General features: G+C 65.1%; 15 protein-coding genes and 1 pseudogene. 6 read left to right on the forward strand and 10 right to left on the reverse strand.

What is annotated here, in order from left to right:
• The first annotated feature begins 17 nt into the window (after positions 1 to 17).
• Positions 18 to 815 carry a DUF1542 domain-containing protein gene (locus tag NWF34_RS10920; protein WP_258325029.1) on the forward strand — a complete coding sequence of 266 codons (798 nt, stop codon included), beginning with the start codon at positions 18 to 20 and terminating at the stop codon, positions 813 to 815.
• 130 nt (positions 816 to 945) lie between these two features.
• Here NWF34_RS10920 and NWF34_RS10925 read toward each other — a convergent pair.
• A pseudogene (locus tag NWF34_RS10925) lies at positions 946 to 1,110 on the reverse strand (HNH endonuclease); the annotation flags it as partial.
• A gap of 199 nt (positions 1,111 to 1,309) precedes the next feature.
• On the opposite strand from NWF34_RS10925, the gene NWF34_RS10930 reads away from it, so the two are divergent.
• Genes NWF34_RS10930 through NWF34_RS10940 form a run of 3 tightly spaced genes read left to right on the forward strand, consistent with a single transcriptional unit; the run spans position 1,310 to position 6,089 of the window.
• Complete coding sequence (locus NWF34_RS10930) at positions 1,310 to 2,551, forward strand: ABC transporter substrate-binding protein (RefSeq protein WP_258325030.1); 1,242 nt, start codon at positions 1,310 to 1,312, stop codon at positions 2,549 to 2,551.
• Positions 2,552 to 2,598: 47 nt separating this feature from the next.
• Positions 2,599 to 5,364: a branched-chain amino acid ABC transporter permease/ATP-binding protein gene (locus tag NWF34_RS10935; RefSeq protein WP_258325031.1), complete on the forward strand. Its 2,766-nt coding sequence runs from the start codon at positions 2,599 to 2,601 to the stop codon at positions 5,362 to 5,364.
• Complete coding sequence (locus NWF34_RS10940; protein ID WP_258325032.1) at positions 5,361 to 6,089, forward strand: ABC transporter ATP-binding protein; 729 nt, start codon at positions 5,361 to 5,363, stop codon at positions 6,087 to 6,089. The genes NWF34_RS10935 and NWF34_RS10940 overlap by 4 nt, the downstream gene beginning before the upstream one ends.
• A 58-nt stretch (positions 6,090 to 6,147) precedes the next feature.
• Here NWF34_RS10940 and NWF34_RS10945 read toward each other — a convergent pair whose 3' ends face one another.
• Positions 6,148 to 6,741, reverse strand: a complete 594-nt coding sequence (locus tag NWF34_RS10945; protein WP_024499292.1) for a hypothetical protein — start codon at positions 6,739 to 6,741, stop codon at positions 6,148 to 6,150.
• Between the two features lie 243 nt (positions 6,742 to 6,984).
• Between NWF34_RS10945 and NWF34_RS10950 the strand changes: the two genes are divergently transcribed.
• Positions 6,985 to 7,872 (forward strand): universal stress protein, encoded by an 888-nt coding sequence (locus NWF34_RS10950; protein ID WP_191834947.1) that lies wholly within the window; start codon positions 6,985 to 6,987, stop codon positions 7,870 to 7,872.
• A gap of 60 nt (positions 7,873 to 7,932) precedes the next feature.
• Positions 7,933 to 8,748, forward strand: coding sequence for a slipin family protein (locus NWF34_RS10955; protein ID WP_024499294.1), 816 nt, complete (start codon positions 7,933 to 7,935; stop codon positions 8,746 to 8,748).
• A 72-nt stretch (positions 8,749 to 8,820) separates the two neighbouring features.
• On the opposite strand, the gene NWF34_RS10960 is transcribed toward NWF34_RS10955, so the two are convergent.
• The 8 genes from NWF34_RS10960 to NWF34_RS10995 form a co-directional block, all read right to left on the reverse strand.
• Positions 8,821 to 10,845, reverse strand: coding sequence for an erythromycin esterase family protein (locus NWF34_RS10960; RefSeq protein ID WP_258325033.1), 2,025 nt, complete (start codon positions 10,843 to 10,845; stop codon positions 8,821 to 8,823).
• The gene (locus tag NWF34_RS10965; RefSeq protein WP_258325034.1) at positions 10,842 to 11,087 is read right to left on the reverse strand and encodes an acyl carrier protein; all 246 of its coding nucleotides are present in this window, start codon (positions 11,085 to 11,087) and stop codon (positions 10,842 to 10,844) included. The genes NWF34_RS10960 and NWF34_RS10965 overlap by 4 nt, the downstream gene beginning before the upstream one ends.
• A 9-nt stretch (positions 11,088 to 11,096) precedes the next feature.
• Complete coding sequence (locus NWF34_RS10970) at positions 11,097 to 12,329, reverse strand: dihydrolipoamide acetyltransferase family protein (protein ID WP_258325035.1); 1,233 nt, start codon at positions 12,327 to 12,329, stop codon at positions 11,097 to 11,099.
• A gap of 10 nt (positions 12,330 to 12,339) precedes the next feature.
• Positions 12,340 to 13,314 carry an alpha-ketoacid dehydrogenase subunit beta gene (locus tag NWF34_RS10975; RefSeq protein WP_258325036.1) on the reverse strand — a complete coding sequence of 325 codons (975 nt, stop codon included), beginning with the start codon at positions 13,312 to 13,314 and terminating at the stop codon, positions 12,340 to 12,342.
• Positions 13,311 to 14,312: a pyruvate dehydrogenase (acetyl-transferring) E1 component subunit alpha gene (gene pdhA / locus NWF34_RS10980; RefSeq protein WP_024499298.1), complete on the reverse strand. Its 1,002-nt coding sequence runs from the start codon at positions 14,310 to 14,312 to the stop codon at positions 13,311 to 13,313. Before pdhA ends, NWF34_RS10975 begins: the two co-directional genes overlap by 4 nt.
• On the reverse strand, positions 14,309 to 16,138 hold the full coding sequence (gene acsA, locus NWF34_RS10985; protein ID WP_258325037.1) for an acetate--CoA ligase: 1,830 nt from the start codon (positions 16,136 to 16,138) through the stop codon (positions 14,309 to 14,311). Before acsA ends, pdhA begins: the two co-directional genes overlap by 4 nt.
• Positions 16,135 to 16,929 carry an SDR family NAD(P)-dependent oxidoreductase gene (locus NWF34_RS10990; protein ID WP_258325038.1) on the reverse strand — a complete coding sequence of 265 codons (795 nt, stop codon included), beginning with the start codon at positions 16,927 to 16,929 and terminating at the stop codon, positions 16,135 to 16,137. The genes acsA and NWF34_RS10990 overlap by 4 nt, the downstream gene beginning before the upstream one ends.
• 413 nt (positions 16,930 to 17,342) lie before the next feature.
• Positions 17,343 to 18,515 carry a GNAT family N-acetyltransferase gene (locus NWF34_RS10995; protein ID WP_258325039.1) on the reverse strand — a complete coding sequence of 391 codons (1,173 nt, stop codon included), beginning with the start codon at positions 18,513 to 18,515 and terminating at the stop codon, positions 17,343 to 17,345.
• Positions 18,516 to 18,622 lie beyond the last annotated feature (107 nt).

The raw sequence follows: 18,622 nt of genomic DNA on the forward strand, positions 1-18,622 counted from the left end.
CTGGCCGGAGGCAGAGCATGAGTGGACTGATCCTGATCGCCGTCATCGTCCTGGTCGTCGTCGGGGTGGTGGTGATCGCACAGCAGCGCTCCGGGGCGAACGCCGCTCGCACGCTCGACGACGCCAAGGCTGACGCACGGCAAGCCATCGAACGCCTCGGCGGGCAAGTGTTCATGTTGGTCGGTGATGGTCCGGCGTCGAAGCAGGCGCTCGCCGATGCGGGGGAGCGGTACACCGCAGCCGGCTCCCAGATCGAGCAGGCGAACTCGCCCGCACAGGCGCGATTGGCCAAGCAGACCGCCCTCGAAGGCCTTTACTACATCCGTGCGGCTCGAGTCGCGATGAACCTCGACCCCGGTCCGGCCATCCCGGAACTCGATGGTCAGCAGAGTGCGGGCAGGGTCACCGAAGATCGGCAGGTCGACTTCGAAGGACGCAAGGTCGAGGCGTCACCCAACCCGTCTGATCGGACGCCGAACTACTACCCGGGTGGCCGCGTCGCCGGTCGTCCGGTCCCGGCCGGTTGGTATTCGGAGCCCTGGTGGCGGCCGGCGCTCGTGGCGGGCGCCTGGGGCGTCGGGTCCATGTTCCTGTTCTCGGCAATGTTCTCCGGCATGGCGGGCGTCCCGTATGACGCACAGGGCTTCGAGAGCGGCGTCGGCGACGGTTCGGACCTGGGCGCCATCGACGGAGGCGACGCCGGCGGCGGGGATGACTTCGGCGGAGACGACTTCGGTGGGGGCGATGCCGGCGGCGATTTCGGCGGCGGCGACTTCGGTGGCGGCGATTTCGGTGGCGGCGGGTTCGATTTCTGATCCCGCCGATTCGTCGAAACCCGCGGCGGGTTCCCCTCGCGGCAGGGTCGTAGCCGTGCGTCGTCACCATCGGACAGCGCCTCGGAACGGTGGCCGGCTTTCCTAGGTGGTCGCGGCGTTCGGCGTCGCGGAGTGCTTCCCGCTCCCGCCTGTTGCGGGCATGTTCGGCCCGCCGCCGTGCCTGTCTGGCGGCCAGTCGGCTGCGGTAGCGGCGCGGGTTGTCCTCCGGGCCGATGATGCGTGCACCGGGTGGAGCTTGGGCGGCCTGTTCGAACCGGATCCGACGCAGATCGGGTCCCACACCCCGGTGCGGGTTCGCAGGACATACGCGATCTCGGCGTCAGGTACGGGGACAACCGAACCAGGTCAATCGACCATGAGCCGAATTCGGTGACACAGATCACTCGGCGCCATATAGTTACCCAATGCCACTTAGTCATCTAAGTGACAGAGGACGGCTGCGCCGTCTCTATCCCCTACTGAAAAGGACACCGATGAAACCGTTCAGAGGCTCGCGCGTCGCCCAGATGGTGGCCGCATCGATAGCGGTGGTGGCGCTGAGCGCGACAGCCGCATGTAGCAGCGACGACAGCAGTGACGGCTCCGCGTCCGAGAGCGTCGCCGCGCCGGAGGGTTCGTTCCCCGGGAATGCGGCCAGTGGCGAGCCCGTGAAGATCGGTCTCATCAACAACGAAGGCGGACAGGCCATCTCGATGCCCGAGAACCGGGAATCGGCCGAGGCCGTCGTCCAGTACGCGAACGAGAACCTCGGTGGCATCGGTGGCCGGCCCATCGAACTGGTCACCTGTAAGCAAGGCGAAGACGCCAACCAGGCCCGCGACTGTGCCAACAAGATGGTGGAGGCGAAGGTCTCTGCAGTCCTCATGACCAGCAGCGGCCAGGGCAATTCGATGGTTCCGATCATCACCGGCGCCGGGATCCCCTACGTTTCGGCGGCCGGTCAGGCGTCGTCGGAGCTGACGACCCCCGGCGCCTTCATGTGGACCGCCGGCCTGCCGGGAGCCCTCACCTCGATGGCGAAGTACTCCGCGCAACAGGGCATGAAGAACGTCACCGCCTATGTGATCGACGTCCCGGCGGCGACTGCCGGTGTCCAGGCGATGGGCGCACCCGCCTTCCAGGCCGCGGGAGTCAACCTCAAGGTCGTGCCGATCCCGCCGGGCACCCCGGACGCGACGCCGCAGGTGAGTGCCGGCCTGGGAGACAAGCCTGACGGTGTGGTGGTCATCGGTGAATCCACTCTCTGCACATCGGTGTTCAAAGCGCTGGGCACGGTGTCGACGACGGCCGAGAAGATGACCATCCAGCCGTGTTCCGATCCGGCGGTCGTCGAGGCGGTCGGTGCCGAGAATCTCAACGACACGAAGGTCTCGACCGCTTCGGTCATCAACTCCGATGACCCGGAGACCCAGCTCTACAAGGCGATCATGGCCAAGTACGCGCCCGACACCGACATCGAGGGCTTCGCGATCATCGGCTATCAGGGCATGCTCGGCCTGGTCCGCGCAACCGAGTCGGTGCAGGGCACCGACACCTCACCCGCCGCCCTGACCGCGGCGATCAAGAGCGCCAAGGATGTTCCGCTCCCAGCCGGCTACGGACTGAAGTTCACCTGCGACGGCAAGGCGATGCCGGGCATGCCGTCGGTGTGCGGCAGCGGAGGCATCATCGTCACCTTCAAGGACGGCGAGCTCATCGACCCGAAGCTCGTCTGAACACGGCGAAGATTCACCACACCCGCACGATGACCGGAAGTCGGTAGATGACCCAAGATATCCAGTTCTTGCTCCTAGGGCTCGGCAACGGCGCTGTCTACGCAGCATTGGCGCTGGCTCTGGTCATGACCTACCGGAGTTCGGGTGTGGTGAACTTCGCCACCGGGGCCATCGCGCTCTACATCGCGTACACGTACGCGTACTTGCGCGATGGTGAACTCCTCATCCCGATCCCGGGATTTCCCAAGACAATTGATCTCGGGGGACCCCTGGGACTGGCGCCCGCCATGGTGATCGCTCTACTGATCGCCGCCGGGTTGGGCGCTCTTCTGTACCTCTGCGTGTTCCGGATGTTGCGGACCGCACCAGCGACGGCCAAGGCGGTGGCGTCGATCGCCGTGATGTTGGTGATCCAGGCCGTGCTCGCCGCCCGGGTGGGCACCAGCCCGGTGTCGGTGGATGCGATCCTGCCCACCGAGATCATCGAGATCGGCGACATCCGGGTCCCGGCTGATCGCGTCTGGATTGCGGCGCTGGTCGTCGTGCTGACGGTGCTGTTGATCCTGGCGTTCCGTCTGACCCGCTTCGGTCTGGCCACCCGAGCGGCCGCCGAATCGGAGAAAGGTGCGATCGTCGCAGGTCTGTCACCTGAACGCATCGCCTACGCCAACTGGGCACTGTCGACGATGATCGCGGGTCTGTCAGGCATCCTCATCGCCCCGATCGTCCCGCTGATCCCGGTGTCCTACACGCTGTTCATCGTGCCGGCACTGGCCGCTGCGCTGGTCGGCAACTTCAGTGCGATCGGGCCGGCGGTGGCGGCCGGGCTGGGTATCGGAGTCCTGCAGTCGGAGATGACACACCTGCAGGCAACGGTCAGCTGGATGCCGCAATCAGGGATGGCCGAGCTGATACCCCTGGCGATGATCTTGATCTTCCTGGTGCTGCGCGGCAAACCCCTACCCACCCGCGGCGCCATCGTCCAGAACACTCTGGGCGCCGCACCTCGTCCACGAAATCTGTTGTTTCCCAGCATCGCCGGTGTCGTGGTCGCACTCGGGTTCCTGATCTTCACCGAGGGCAGTGTCCGGGGCGCGGTCATCGTCACGTTCACGGTGGCGATCATCGCCCTGTCCCAGGTCGTGGTCACCGGGTTCGCCGGTCAGATCTCATTGGCGCAGTTGACCCTTGCGGGAGTGGCAGCGTTCATGATGTCGCGTCTGACCACCGATTGGGGTGTTCCGTTCCCGATCGCACCGGTGCTGGCGGCCGTGGTGGCGACGGTGGTGGGTGTTGTCGTCGGACTCCCGGCACTGCGTATCCGGGGTCTGCCGGTCGCGGTCGTCACGCTCAGTCTCGCCGTGTTCCTGGAGGCGTTCTGGTTCCGCAACAACGAGTTCAACGGAGGAATCGACGGGGCTGCCGTCAAGGATCCGTCGCTGTTCGGCCTGGATCTCGGCATCGGTTCCGGAAACACCTACCCCAACATCGCGTTCGGCGTCCTGTGCCTCATCGTCCTGACGTTGGTCGGCCTGGGTGTCGCCCGGCTGCGGACCAGCAGGCTGGGCGCCTCGATGCTGGCGGTACGCGCGAATGAACGATCGGCCGCGGCGGCCGGAGTGAACGTGTCGCGAACGAAGCTGGTGGCGTTCGCCATCGGCGCGTTCATCGCCGGGATCGGCGGCTCACTCATGGCTTATCAGCAGACCGTCGTGGTTCCCGAATCATATGCCGCCATCGCCGGAATCGGGATGTTCGCACTGGTGTACCTGGCCGGTGTCACCTGTGTCTCCGGCGGCGTTCTCGCGGGGATCATGGGGGCCGGCGGCATCCTGTTCGTCCTGCTCGACCGTGCGGTCAACCTGGGCACGTACTACCACGTCATCACCGGCATCCTCCTGGTCATCACCGTCATCGCCAACCCCGAGGGCATCATCTCCGAGGTACACAAGGCGACGAACTGGTTGCGCACCAGGGTCTTCGGCCGCAAGGACACCGTCGCCGATCTCGAACTGGCCATCTCGCCCGGCACCGATTCGCCGACTGTCGAGGAACCCCGCGCACCCGGCGAGGTCATCCTGTCGTCGAAGGAGATCGGCGTCCGCTACGGCGGCGTGACCGCCGTCGAGAACGTGTCGTTCGACGTCCGCGAAGGCGAGATCATCGGCCTCATCGGACCCAACGGAGCCGGCAAGACCACCCTCATCGACGCCATCAGCGGATTCGCGGACTCGACCGGCAGTGTGAACCTGGAGGGCCACAGCCTCGACGGACAGCGCCCCTTCCAGCGCAGCCGCCACGGGCTGGGTCGCACGTTCCAGGGCATCGAACTGTACGACGACCTCTCGGTCCGTGAGAATGTCGCCGTCGGCACCACCGCCGCTCGGCACCGCCCGGACACGGCGACGCTGGGGGAGGACGAGTTGGACCGGCTCTTCGAGTTGTTGCACCTCGTCCCGGTGGTCGACCGCCAGGTGAAGGAACTCTCGCAGGGACAGCGGCAGCTCGTCTCCGTTGCTCGCGCACTTGCCGGGCGACCGCGGGTGGTCCTCCTCGACGAACCGGCCGCCGGCCTCGACAGCACCGAGAGCTTGTGGCTCGGACACCGACTCCGAGCGATCCGCGATGCGGGGGTGACCGTCGTGATGATCGACCACGACATGGAACTGGTTCTCGCAGTCTGTGACCGGATCGTCGTTCTCGACCTCGGCAAGGTGATCGCGATCGGAACCCCCGACGAGATCCGCAACGATCCGGCCGTTACCAGCGCCTATCTCGGCGCCACCCACAGCGGTGAGGAGCTGAAGGCATGAGCCCCGTACTACTCAGCTGCACCGGATTGGACGCCGGATACAACGGTCGGCCGTGCGTTCGCGGATTCGATCTCGAGCTCGGCGCGGGGGAGGTGCTGGCGCTCCTCGGCCCGAACGGGGCAGGCAAGACCACGGTGTTGATGTCGCTGGCCGGCCTGCTGCCGACCTTGGCCGGCACGGTGTCCGTCGACGGACACCAGGTGAAGTCCGGACACGCTCGGAGGGCGGCCAAGGCCGGACTGGTCCTGGTTCCCGACGACCGCTCGTTGTTCACCTCGCTCACCGTCGAGGAGAATCTACGGCTCTCGGTCCGATCGCGACGTTCCTGGCCGGCCGAACGCGATTCGATCCTGGAGACCTTCCCGCAGCTGGCCGACCGGCTCAAGGTGCCGGCCGGTGCGCTGTCGGGAGGTGAGCAACAGATGCTCGCGATCGGGCGGGCTCTCGTTCAGCACCCCAAGGTCCTGCTGATCGATGAGCTCAGCATGGGTCTGGCGCCGGTCATCGTCGAACGTCTTCTACCCGTGGTGCGTGCCGTCGCCGACAGCACCGGTGCTGCGGTCATCCTCGTCGAGCAACATGTCCAGCTCGCCCTCGAGGTCGCGGACACGGCCATGGTCATGCGCCACGGCAACCAGGTGCTCCGAGGCGATGCCGCCGAACTCGCCGCGACGCCCGAGGTGATCGAGAACGCGTACATGGGGGAGGCGTTCGCTTCGTCCTGAACGGAAATCGAACTGCAGCTCAGACCCTTCCGATATCCAGTCCTGAACCGGCCAACTGTCAGGCCGGCTCCAGCGCCCGCTTGGCCTTCTCCAACGCGGCGAGCGTACGCAACACAGAATCGCGCTTGGCGGTCAGGTCGGACACCTTCGCCTTGCCGCTCAAACCGGAATCCTTCTGAGCGACTGCCAGGCGTTCCTCGATTTCGGCGAGCTGTGCCAGCAGGGCTTCGGCGCGGTTCATGAGCGCAGCACGGTCGGGTCGGGAGACGTCGGCGGGTCGGGTGCCCCCGGACTTGACGTTCTGCGCCTTGACGGGCGCAGCGTTTCCACCTGTCTTTGTCGCGGTGGACGCGGAGCGGGCGACGCCACGCTGCCCGGACCGGGATGCACCTCGCGGTGGAGTGTGCGTACGGGTCTGATTCAGCACCGCCCAGGCTTCGCGAGCTGCGACCCGGTGTTCGCGTTCTTCTTCATCGTCGGACGCCAGCGACCCACCCAGGGGTCGTAGACCATAGAACCCGACGAACTCGCGGGCCGCGGCGACGGTCTGTTCTGCGGTGCGGCAGCGTCCGCATCGCGGTTCCCCGCGGAGTTCCGCGATGTCCTCGCTGGACGAGCACCATACGCATGCGTGGGCAGTGAGATCGGTCACGAGAGTATTGGCAGCAGCGGGATTCACGGGTGAAAAGACTACGGCACAAAGCTTTTCACATTGAAATCGGGTTGGTCGCACGAAAGGTCGCAGGTCGACCGGGCCTCACGCCGCGGGCGATGCCCGACGCGGCAGGACCTTTTCCGATCTACTGGTGACTTTCGACCCCGCCGTTCTCGTCGGGTCGGTACGACGATGAAGTTTCCGGAGGGGAACGGGCGGCGCCACATCTGGGAGACAACCATGACTGATTCAGTGACCGATGCGACGGCACCGATCGTCGTCGGTGTGGACGGTTCGGACTGCGCTCTGATGGCGGTTCGCTGGGCGGCCGGCGCCGCCGTCCGGGAGAAACGACATCTGCGTCTGATCTCCGCGGTGGGCATCGTGCCCGGCGCATATGCGCCGGCACCGACGATGACTTCCCCGGCAGTGGTGGAGGCCATGCATGCCGGCGCGGCGCGTGCCCTCGACGCCGCGACGCAGGTGGCGGCCGACGTCGCCCCGAACGTCGACGTCGAGGGCAAGACCGTGAGCGGATCGGCCACGCTCGCGCTCCGGCACGCGTCTACCTGGGCCCACATGCTTGTCCTCGGTAGACGTGGGCTGGGTGGAGTCCGCGGACTGCTCTTCGGATCGGTCAGCAATGACGCGACAGCGCACGCAGAGTGTCCGGTGGTGGTGGTCGGCGGCCCTGCTCCGACGACCGGACCCGTGGTCGTCGGTGTCGACGGGTCGCCTACGTCGACGGCTGCGATCGGCCACGCGTTCCGTCAGGCGGACCTGTTGAAGACGGCTCTGCTCGGGGTGCATGCGTACGGAGGCTCGTCGGGAGCCGCGTTCTACGGTGCGGATCAGAGGACCCTTCGACAGTTCGAAGACGAAGCCGAAGAATTGCTGGGTGAACAGCTCGCCGGTTATCCGGAGGACTTTCCGGACGTCAAGATCGAGCGGCGGGTCGGGATCGCTTCACCGGCGGAGGAGATCGTGGACGCCGCACAGTCAGCACAACTGGTCGTGGTGGGAACGCGGGGCCGCGGTGGTTTCCGCGGTCTGCTCTTGGGATCGACCAGCCGGGCTGTCATGGAGGTGGCCCCGTGTCCGGTGATGGTGGTGCACAAGAATCCCTGACCGGTCGGAAGTCGCCGAGGTCTTGACTGGTGGAGGCCTCTCAGAGAGGTAGGTGGGAAGATGACCACAACCACGTGGGTCGTGATCGGCTGCGCAATCGTCGCGATCCTGCTCGTGGCCGCCACGGCCATCCGGATCGTTCCCGAGTACGAACGAGGCGTCGTGTTGCGCTTCGGCAAACTCGCCGGCACACGCAAACCAGGACTGCGCCTGATCATCCCCGTCGCCGACCGCATGATCAAGGTCTCCATGCGAGTGGTGACGATGCCGATCCAATCGCAGGGAATCATCACCCGAGACAACGTGAGCGTGGACATCTCCGCGGTCGCCTACTACCGCGTCGTCGACCCGGTGAAGGCGGTGGTCGAAATCGAAGACGTCCATGCAGCGATCAACCAGATCGCCCAGACCACGCTGCGCAAAGTCGTCGGACAACACTCTCTCGACGACGTGCTCGCACATACCGACTCGATCAACGACGACATCCTTCGCATCCTCGAGATGACCGCGCAGGAATGGGGCGTCGAGGTTCGACTGGTGGAACTCAAGGACATCCAGTTGCCCGGTGGGATGCAACGCGCAATGGCCCGCGAGGCCGAGGCCGAGCGGGAGAAGCGCGCCAAGATCATCGCGGCCGAAGGGGAAGCCGTTGCCGCCCATCAGCTTTCCACCGCAGCGAAGACCATGGCCGAGAACCCGATCGCCTTGCAGCTCCGCAGCCTGCAAACCCTTATGGAGATCGGCGTGGAGAAGAACACGACAGTGGTGTTCCCAGCGCCGCTGATGGCCTCACTCGCCGACCTGACCGCGTTCTTGTCCCGCGAAAACGGCGCACGAGACGCTCCCGGATTCCGCGGAGACAGCTCGGACATCTGACACGGTCAACAGCACCATCTCGTCCGGGCCATCCGTCTGAGGTCCACCCTGCGTGGCGATCTTCTCATTTCGTCACAGACCGGTCGGGTACGTCTCGGGGTGTTGACTCTCCTCCCACATACCGAAGGGTTCGAGGGGGCGCACCGCATCTGTCCGATCGAGATGAATGTACGCGTCGAACTGTTCGGGAACGCGGACGTGGAAGTAGTGGCTCTGGCGTTCGGTTTCCGGCAGATAGATCACACCGATTGCGCGAGCAAGGCGAATCGAGTCGACCGAATCGGCCGCACCGGCCGCCTGCGACGACAAGAAGAACGACTGCACTCCCGCCTGGTGGAAGGCCTCTTCGACGCTACCGGGGAGTGCGCGGCGAACCGTCATGCGTCGAGCCGGTCCGCCCCATTCGTCTGCGGCGGTGACGGTTCCTTCGAACGTCGAGAATCCGATGAGCCGACAGCGTCGCCGATACCGTTCACGCACCAGCTGCCCCAGGGTCAGCTGACCGTCGGCTCCGACTTCGGTCGCCCGTGCATCGCCCACGTGCGAGTTGTGTGCCCACACCACGATCTTCGCCGGGCTGGACGAACGTGAAGACAGATGTTCGGCGAGCGCGTCGAGGGTTTCGGCCATGTGGCGGTCGCGCACGTTCCAGGACGTGACCCGACCCCGGAACATGGTGCGGTAATAGAGTTCGGCGTCCTTCACCGCCACGGCATTCCGCCGGGCACAGAACAGTTCATCGGCCTCCGCGCCGTCGCCGCGGAGACGTTCCAGGGTCGCGGCGTACATCTCGACCAATTGGGTGACGACCTGCTGTTCGCAGGACTGTCCTGCACCGAACGCAGCCGCGTACCCGTATGCCTGTCCATCCGCAGCCGTGGAGTGATCGAAGCATGCGTATCGCGCGCGAGCACGCCGGGCCGCCTCGCGATCAACGGTGTCCAGGTAGGCGATCACATCCTGCATCGAGCGGTGCAGACTGTAGAGGTCGAGCCCGTAGAAACCGACTCGATCCAGATCCTGTGCTCGGCCGGCGTTGTATCGATGCAGCCAGTCGACGAAGTCCTTGACCACGGTATTTCGCCACATCCACGCCGGAAACCGTTCGAACCCCGACAGCGCCTCGTCGGCGGATCCGTCACTTCCCTTCCCCTGGACCCAGCGATTGACTCGGTAGGCGTCGGGCCAGTCGGCCTCCGCAGCCACCGCCGTGAAGCCTTTGTTCTCGATGAGCCACCGGGTGATTCGAGCGCGGGAGTCATAGAACTCTTCGGTGCCGTGAGAACTCTCGCCGATGAGTACGAATTCCGCGTCGCCGATGAAGTCGTCCAGCACTGCATCCGGCGGGACACCGTATCTGCACTCGATCGCCGATCGTGCGACGACGGCCGCCAGGGTTTGTTCGTGCGGATGTTCTGAGGGCGTGGTGGTGGGTGTGGACAGCAGGGTTCGGACCTCGTCGTCGGGCACCTGCGGGAAGGTCCGGTATGACTGGCCGACGGCTGCGAACAGTGTTGGCATGGAGGCACAGACGACTTCGTCGACCGCTCCGGCGAGTGCGAGACAGGTGGATTCGGGGGCCACCGGGACCGCGATGATGATCGCGGCCGGCTCACGTTCGCGTAGCGCACTCACCGCTGCCCGCATGCTGGCTCCGGTCGCCAGTCCGTCATCGACGAGGATGACTGTCGTGCCTGCGATCTCCAGCGGCGGGCGAGCCCCTCGGTACAGCCTCTCCCGCTTCTCGAGCGTGCGGGTCTCTCGTTCGACCACGGTCCGCAACTGTTCTTGGGTGACTCGACCGGCTCGCACCACGTCGTCGTCGAGCACGATGCGTCCGCCGGCTGCGATTGCCCCGAAGGCGAACTCCTCGTTCCCGGGCAGTCCCAGTTTGCGCACGACGAACACGTCCAACGGCAGTCGAAGCGATGCGGCGACCTCGAAGGCGACCGGAACTCCACCGCGGGCCAGGCCGAGGACGACGACGTCGTCGTGATCGCGGAATCCGGACAGCAGCTCGGCGAGGGCGCGCCCGGCCTCCCGACGGTCACGAAACAGCTGCGGTGCCGTCGTTTTCGCTGTCACCGGGGTGTTCATCGTCTGATCTCCTGTGCGTAGCGCACGACATCGGCGACGGTTCGGAGTTTGGCGTAGTCCTCTTCGGGCACGTCGACCCCGAGTCTCTTCTTGATGCCGGTCAAGAAGCTCAACCAGTCCATCGAGTCCAGGTCGGCTTGTTCGCGAATGGGCTCGTCGAAAGCGAGATCCCCGTCAGACAATTCGGGTGCCACCTCGAGCAGTGCGTCCACGACCGCGGCGGTGGTCGTCTCATCGTCCATGGTTGCTCCTCACAGTTCGTGCGGCCGCAGCAGCAGTTCTCGGATGGTGGAGAGAAACTTTGCGCCTTGGCGTCCGTCGCTGGCTCGGTGATCGGCGGAGAGCGAGACGGTGACCACCGGGATGGGTTTGATCTCGCCGTCGACGATCCAGGGACGCTGGGTCATCGTGCCCACGCCGACCAGCGCGACCTGCGGTGGATAGATCGCGCCGAAGACGGCCTCGACGCCGTTGTCGCCGAGGTTGGTCACCGTGATGGTCGAGTCCGTGAACTCGGAGCTGCGCAGCTTACCGCTGCGGGTACGCGCCACCAGGTCGACGAGATCGGACTGCAGGGTGTCGAGAGACTTGTCGGGCACGTCATGGATCGCGGGTGCGATCAGTCCGCCGCCCCGTAACGCGATCGCGACTCCCACGTGGACGTGTGTTTGCATCGTGAACTCGTCGTCGGTCCAGAATCCGTTCATCGACGGACATTTGCGCGCGGCTACGGCCACGGCCTTCAAGATCAGGACGGCCGGGAGAAGACGCTCTTCGACCGGGTGTTGGGCGTTGCGTTCGGACAACCACCTCGACGCCGTCTCCATCGGAATCGTCTCGGCGAGGTAGTAGTGCGGTATCTCCCTTTTGGACCGGCTCATCGCCGCAGCGATGGTGCGACGCATTTCTCGTGCTCGACTGTCGGGTGCCTTGGTTTTGGCAGGCCGCTCGACGTCGTCCAGTGTTATCGCGCCTCCGGGTCCGGTGCCGCGCAAGCGGTCAGGATCGAGTCCGAGCTCTCGCGCACGACGCCGGGCGGCGGGGGAGATGCGTACTCGGTTCGGCGCCACGGGGACGGTCGGGGCCGCGACAGTTGTCGTATGTGGGACGGACGGTGCGGCCGACCCGGTCGACGGGGAGGTTCGAGCGGTCACCAGGTCCGGTTCGGCAGGTGCTGCGGGTGGGGGCGTCGACGATGGCGCCCCTGCATGGTCTCGTGCTGGTTGTTTCGCCGTGGACGGCGTCTCGCCCGGTTCGTAGAAAGTGGCCATCACCGTTCCGACCGGGATGGTCTCGCCGACTTCGACTTTCAGGTCGGCTACGGTGCCGTCGTGCCAGGTTTCCACCTCGATTGCGGATTTGGTGGTCTCCACTTCGGCGACGACTTGCCCCTTCTGAACAGTGTCTCCGGGGGCGATCTGCCACTCGGTGAGCTTCGCCTCGTCCATGTCGGCACCGAGCGAGGGAAGCCGGAACTCGATCACGGTGCCTCACCTACTCCGATCCCATGACGGAGCGCACCGCGGCTTCGATTGTCTCTCGTCGCGGGAGTGCGGCCTGTTCGAGTTGGCGCGCGTAGGGGATGGGTACCTCGGCGGTGCAGACACGTGCGGGAGGTGCATCGAGGTCGTAGAAGGCCTGCTCGACGAGTTGGGCCATCAATTCACCGGCGAGACTGCCGCTGCGCCACCCTTCGTCGACGATCACCGCCCGGTGGGTTCGCGTCACCGATGCCACGACCGTCGCCATGTCGAGCGGTCTGAGTACTCTCAGATCGACAACTTCGCAGCTGATCCCGTCCTCGGCAAGCTGGTCGGCGGCATCCATTGTCTTGGGCAAGGACCCTCCGTAGGTGATCAGGGTGAGGTCGGTGCCCGGTCGCCGGACGGCTGCCGAGGTGATGTCGACATCGAGCGGGTCCTCGAGATCGTCGGCGAGGTTGTAGAGCTGTGCATGTTCGAATATGACGACCGGATCGGGATCTGCCAGGGCAGGTGCGAGCATCCCGCGTGCATCGGCAACGGTCGACGGCGCGAGGACGGTGATGCCCGGGATGTGTGCGTACCAGTTCTCGAAACTGTGGGAGTGTTGGGCAGCGAGCTGACGGCCGGCACCCGTGGACATCCGGATAACGAGCGGGACGGAGAACTGCCCCCCGGACATGTGCCGCAACGCCGCTGCGGTGTTCACCAGCTGATCGAGTGACAGCAGACTGAAGTTGACCGTCATGACCTCGACGATGGGGCGCAAACCGTTCAAAGCGGCGCCGACGCCGACGCCGACGAAACCGAGTTCGGACAGCGGTGCATCCCGAATCCGTTCTGGTCCGAACTCTTCGAGGAGCCCTTTGGTGACCGCGTAAGTACCGCCGTAGCGACCCACGTCCTCACCCATCACGAAGACACGGTCATCGGAGAGAAGCGCCTCTCGATGGGCGTCGCGAAGGGCACCTCGATACGTGGTCTTCACAGCGCCTCCTCGGCGTGTGGCGTGGAAACATCACGCAGGAGGTCATCGACGGGTTCAAGGGTGCCCTTCTCCGCGAAAGCCACCGCCGCGTCGACCTCTGCTTCGGCCCGGGTCTTGATCGCCGAGACCTGGTCGTCGGTGAGAAGATCCAACTCTTTCAGTCGTGCGGTGAAGGTCGATATCGGGTCCTTCTTCTTCCATTCGTCCACCTCGGCCTTGTCCCGGTAGAGATCCGGATCGAACATCGAATGCGCGCGGAACCGGTAGGTCAGGAACTCGATGAAGTACGGCCCGCCGGTATCGCGGACATATTCCGCGCCGTGGTCTGCGGCCTCGTGACAGGCCATCACGTCCATACCGTCCACCTGGACAGTGGGCAGGTTGTAGGCCGCGGCCTTGGCCCGTAGATCGGTTTGTGACTGCGCCCGTTCGAGAGCCGTTCCCATCGCGTACCGGTTGTTCTCGCAGCAGAAGAGTATCGGCAGATTCCAGAGTGCTGCCATGTTGACGGATTCATGGAAGGCGCCTTCGGCGACGGCGCCGTCACCGAAGAAGCACGCCGTCACCCGCGTGCGTCCGTGAATCGCCTCGGCCAAGGCGATTCCGACCGCGAGCGGTAGCCCTCCGGCCACGATGGCGTTGCCGCCGAAGAATCGGGTGCGAGAGTCGAACAGGTGCATCGACCCACCGCGTCCGCGTGAGCATCCCTCCTGCTTGCCGAACATCTCCGCCATGATCGCGGTCATGGGTACGCCGTGGATCAATGCATGACCGTGCTCGCGGTACGTTGCAACCACCGCTTCGTCGTCGGTCAAGGCTCGTAGTGCTCCGACCGCGACGGCTTCCTGTCCCACGTACAAGTGCAGGAAGCCACGAATCTTGGTGGCTCCGTACAGTTCTGCTGCGCGTTCCTCCATGCTGCGAATGCGAACCATGTCGCAGAGAAGCCCGTGGAGGAAATCCTGACGATAAGCGCGGATCGCTGACGGGCTGCTCATGATTTCGCCTCGGATGTCGGAATGTGGCCGTCGGACTCCAACGTCGACAAGTCGCCCTCGGGCAGTCCGAGTTCGCGGGCGCGTACCAGTCGCCGCATGATCTTGCCGCTGCGGGTGTGCGGTAGCGCCGCGGCGTACTCGACGTCTTTGGGGGCGACCGCCGCCCCCAGTTTCTTGCGTGCGTGCCCGAGAAGCTCACGACGCAGTGCGTCGTCGAATTCATATCCGTGCTTCAGGGTGACGAACGCCTTGACCATTTCGCCGGTCACCGGAGAGGGCACGCCGATCACCGCGGCCTCGGCCACTGCGGGATGCTCCATCAGCACGTTCTCCACCTCGAATGGGCCGATCAGGTGTCCGGCGGATTTGATGACGTCGTCGGCACGTCCGACGAACCAGTAGTAGCCGTCGGCGTCTCTGGTGGCGAGGTCCCCGGTAAGGTACAGATCGTCGACGAAGCAGTCCCGGTAGCGTTGGGCGTTGTTCAGGTAACTGCGGAACATCGACGGCCACCCTGCGCGAAGGGCCAGTTCCCCGACTTGGTCCGGGGTATCGATGACGGTGACGCGGTGGTCTGCGCTTCGTTGCACGAGGCACGCGTCGACACCCGGTAGCGGCCGTCCCATCGATCCCGGTTTGATGTCGAAAGCCGCCGTGTTGGCGATCATGATGCCGCCGGTCTCGGTCTGCCACCAGTTGTCATGGATCGGCAGCCCGAGGACATCGCGTCCCCACCACACCGCCTCGGGATTCAGCGGTTCGCCCACGCTGGCGACAAACCGCAGATCGGGGTGTGAGAACTTGCGCGCCAGGTCCTCCCCGGCCCTCATCAGCATGCGGATCGCCGTCGGCGCGGTGTACCACACCGACACCTTCTCCTGCTCGAGGATCCGGTACCAACGCTCGGCATCGAAGTCTTCGGGATCGACGATCGAGGTGATGCCGTGCAGTAGTGGCGCGATGATTCCGTACGACGTGCCGGTCACCCAACCGGGGTCGGCGGTGCACCAGTAGATGTCGTCTGGGTGCAGGTCGAGTGCGTAGAAGCCGGTTGCGTAGTGGGTCGCGAGGGCGCCGTGGACGTGGACTGCACCCTTGGGAGTGCCGGTGGTCCCGCTGGTGAAGTGCAGCAGCGCTGGATCGTCCTCGGTGGTCGGGGTCAAGTCGGCGTCGTCAGAGGCCGCGGCCATGAGTTCACTGAAGCTTTCCGTTCCGGAAACCGTAGCGACCGAACCAGATTCGCCGATGACGATGACCCGGCGCAGAGTCGGCATCGTGTCGCGGATCGCTGCCAGCTTCTTGCGATACAGCGACTCGGTGATGAGCAGGACTGCGCCACGGCCGAGCCGAATCCGGGTGGCGATCGGCTCTGGTCCGAACGCGGAGAACAGGGGAGAGACGATCGTGCCGTTGCGGAGAGCGCCCATCACCCCGGCATAGAGTTCCGGGCCGCGGGCGGCGACGACGAACATGACGTCGCCCTTGCCGATGCCGAGCTCGCGGAGCACATTGGTGAACCGCCGGGCCGAGTGCGCCAGCTGGTCATAGGACAGATCGACACTGCCGATCGTGCCGGTCGTGGCCGCGGATCCCATGAACCGTAGCGCGGTTCGAGCGCCGGCCTCGCAGTCGGCGTGGCGGTCGACCGCGGTGTAGGCGATGTTGCACCCGCCGTCGGGGGTTCGCAGCAGGGGGTCTGACCGCGCCCAGCTGAACGTTTCCCGCGTGGCCTGATAGTCGTCGAAATTGGGGCGCACCAGCAGCTCCGCCGGCGTTTTGCGGATGATCTCGGTGGCGGCGTGCGCAGCGGCCGGCTGTCGGGTCATCGTGATGCTCTGGTCAGCGAACCGTCGGCGCTCGGAGCGGCTTCGGGAAGGTCGAGGTCGGCCGCGAGACCGGTGACCGCGCCTCCGTCGACGACGAACTCTGCGCCGGTGGAATATGTCGCCTCGGTGACGATGAACCGGATCATCCGCGCGACTTCATCTGCCTCACCGTAGCGAGGTATCGGCTGATTCATCGTGAGCTCGTCGCCGAGCCCTTCGGTCATCGGGGTGCGGATCGGTCCGGGGTGTACCGAACAGACGCGGATGCCGTCGGCGCTGAGGTCGAGTGAGGCGGCCTTGGTGAGTCCCCGCAATCCCCACTTGCTCGCGACGTAGCCGGCGAGGTTCGGATAACCCATCAGTCCCGCTGTCGACGACACGTTGACGATCACCCCCGCTCCGCTGCGCCGCAGTTGATCCGCGGCCAGGTGCATACCGAGGTAGGGGCCGACCAGGTTGACCTCGAGAATGCGATGAAACTGATCGGGTGTGAAGGTCTCGATGCTGCCGAAGTCGAGAATTCCGGCATTGTTGATCAGAGCGGTCAGGGCCCCGGCACGTTCCTCGGTTCTGGAAAGGACGGCTTGCCAATTGTTCGCGTCTGTGACGTCCAGATACTCGAACATCGCAGTGGGACCGATCGATTCAGCAACGGAATGACCATCGAGAATGTCCGCGATGACCACGGTCATCCCTGCTGAGGCCAACGCACGCGCAGTCGCTTCACCGATTCCACGGGCGCCGCCGGTGATCAGAGCGACTCCGGTGTCGGGCTGGTGGTTCTCTGCCATGATTCGCGGCTTTCGTCGGGTGTGGAGAAGGCCCTCATCACCATTCGACTCCCCGAATCCACCCGCCTCTAGTGTCCAATGGCCCACACTCGTGTGGCCAACGTCGGAGATCGAACCTTATGCCGCTTTCGGGCGGTTCATACTATTCACCTTGGGCCGACTCGGCTACCGGGGCTGACCCGTGCCGAAATCCGGAAGTGATCGGATCAGTACGGAGGATAGGTGGTGTTGCCCTGGAGGATCAGGGTCGAATGTCGTGACCCCGGGACAGGCCGAATCGAAGTCGGCTCCGCAGGGTGCGGCAATGGTTGGCAACGCGCCTCAGCGGTCGTGTCGCGTCTGCACGATCGGCCGTCGAGGCGGGGCAGACAGCGGTTCGGACGAAGTACTGCTGCCATGGCCGCGGATTCTAATCAATCATCCTGTTGCGCCGAATCATTCATGTGAGGGAGTGGACCTCGTACGGGTCCAACCTCGGCCCGCCGGGCAGGTGCGTCCACGGTGACCCGAGATCGGATCGCGCCTCCCAGTGCGATCAAGGCGACACCTATACCGACGCAGGCGGCCTGCATGAAGCTGTAGGTGCGGATGACGAGGAGTTGGATGATGATCCACCCGATGAGCCAGCCTCCTGCCACCACCGACACCCACACCGCGCGGGTGTCGGACTTTCGATACAGCAACCAGGCCGCGACGGACATCGGCACTCCAACGAACACGGCCAACGCGACGCCGGCCAAGACCGGACTATCCAGCGGCAGGCGGGAATTGATGGTCTCACCGAAATCGGTACCGCCACCGATCAGGCCCACGGCACCGGCGAAGGCAAACAGCGCGGTCAGCGAGGTCAGCAAAACGGCTGCTCCCCGGAAGACACCGGATCGCTGGGTGCGAGCCTCGTTGTTGTCGGTCATCTGGTCGCACCTCGGTGGCGTAGAGCTTCCCTCACTACAGCGTGCTCGCGACGTCGCCTCGACATCAGGGCCTGAAGTCACCTCTCGACGGCTACCGACCGGATCACCGGCGGCCTGGTCGAGGTCGACGTCGAGATGAAGGACTGCACCCTCACGTCGAGTCCAGCGGGACCATCCCTGGTCGCGGACCAGCTGCAGCATGCGTGTGTTCTCGGCGAGGATATCTGCGGTGAGTTCGTGATATCCGCTTTCACGGGCCCAGATCGCCAGATGGTAAAGCAGTTCGGTACCCACTCCGTGGTCCTGGTGATCGTGTGCGACAACCATCGCAACCTCACCACTCTCGGTCCCGTTCGACTGGCCATCACGCTGTGGTGCCGGGCCCACCGTCACCAAGTACGCGACCCCGATCAGCCGCGTCCCGGTGAACGCACCGAGCGCGAGATGCCGGCCATCTTGTGCGCAGATGTCCGCTGCCAAGACAGCGAGATCACCCGGGCGCAGCGCGAAGAACCGAAAGTAGGTCTCGCGATCACCCATCTGTTGGTGCAGCGCGACAACCGACGCCTGGTCGGCCGGCTGCAATGGGCGGATGAGCAGGTCGGTGGGGGTACTCGTGGGGGAGAAGCCCGCACCGGCCTGATCGGCCGCAGACCGCGCGTCGTCCGTCATACATCCATGGAAATCTGGCGTCTGGAGCCGAGCTAGGGCCGATTGCCATGCAACGAGTGCCCTAAGACTCACGGAGTGGACCCTCGTCTTTGCGGCAGATGGGCCGG

Source organism: Gordonia sp. GONU, from assembly GCF_024733855.1.
Lineage (GTDB): Bacteria > Actinomycetota > Actinomycetes > Mycobacteriales > Mycobacteriaceae > Gordonia > Gordonia amicalis.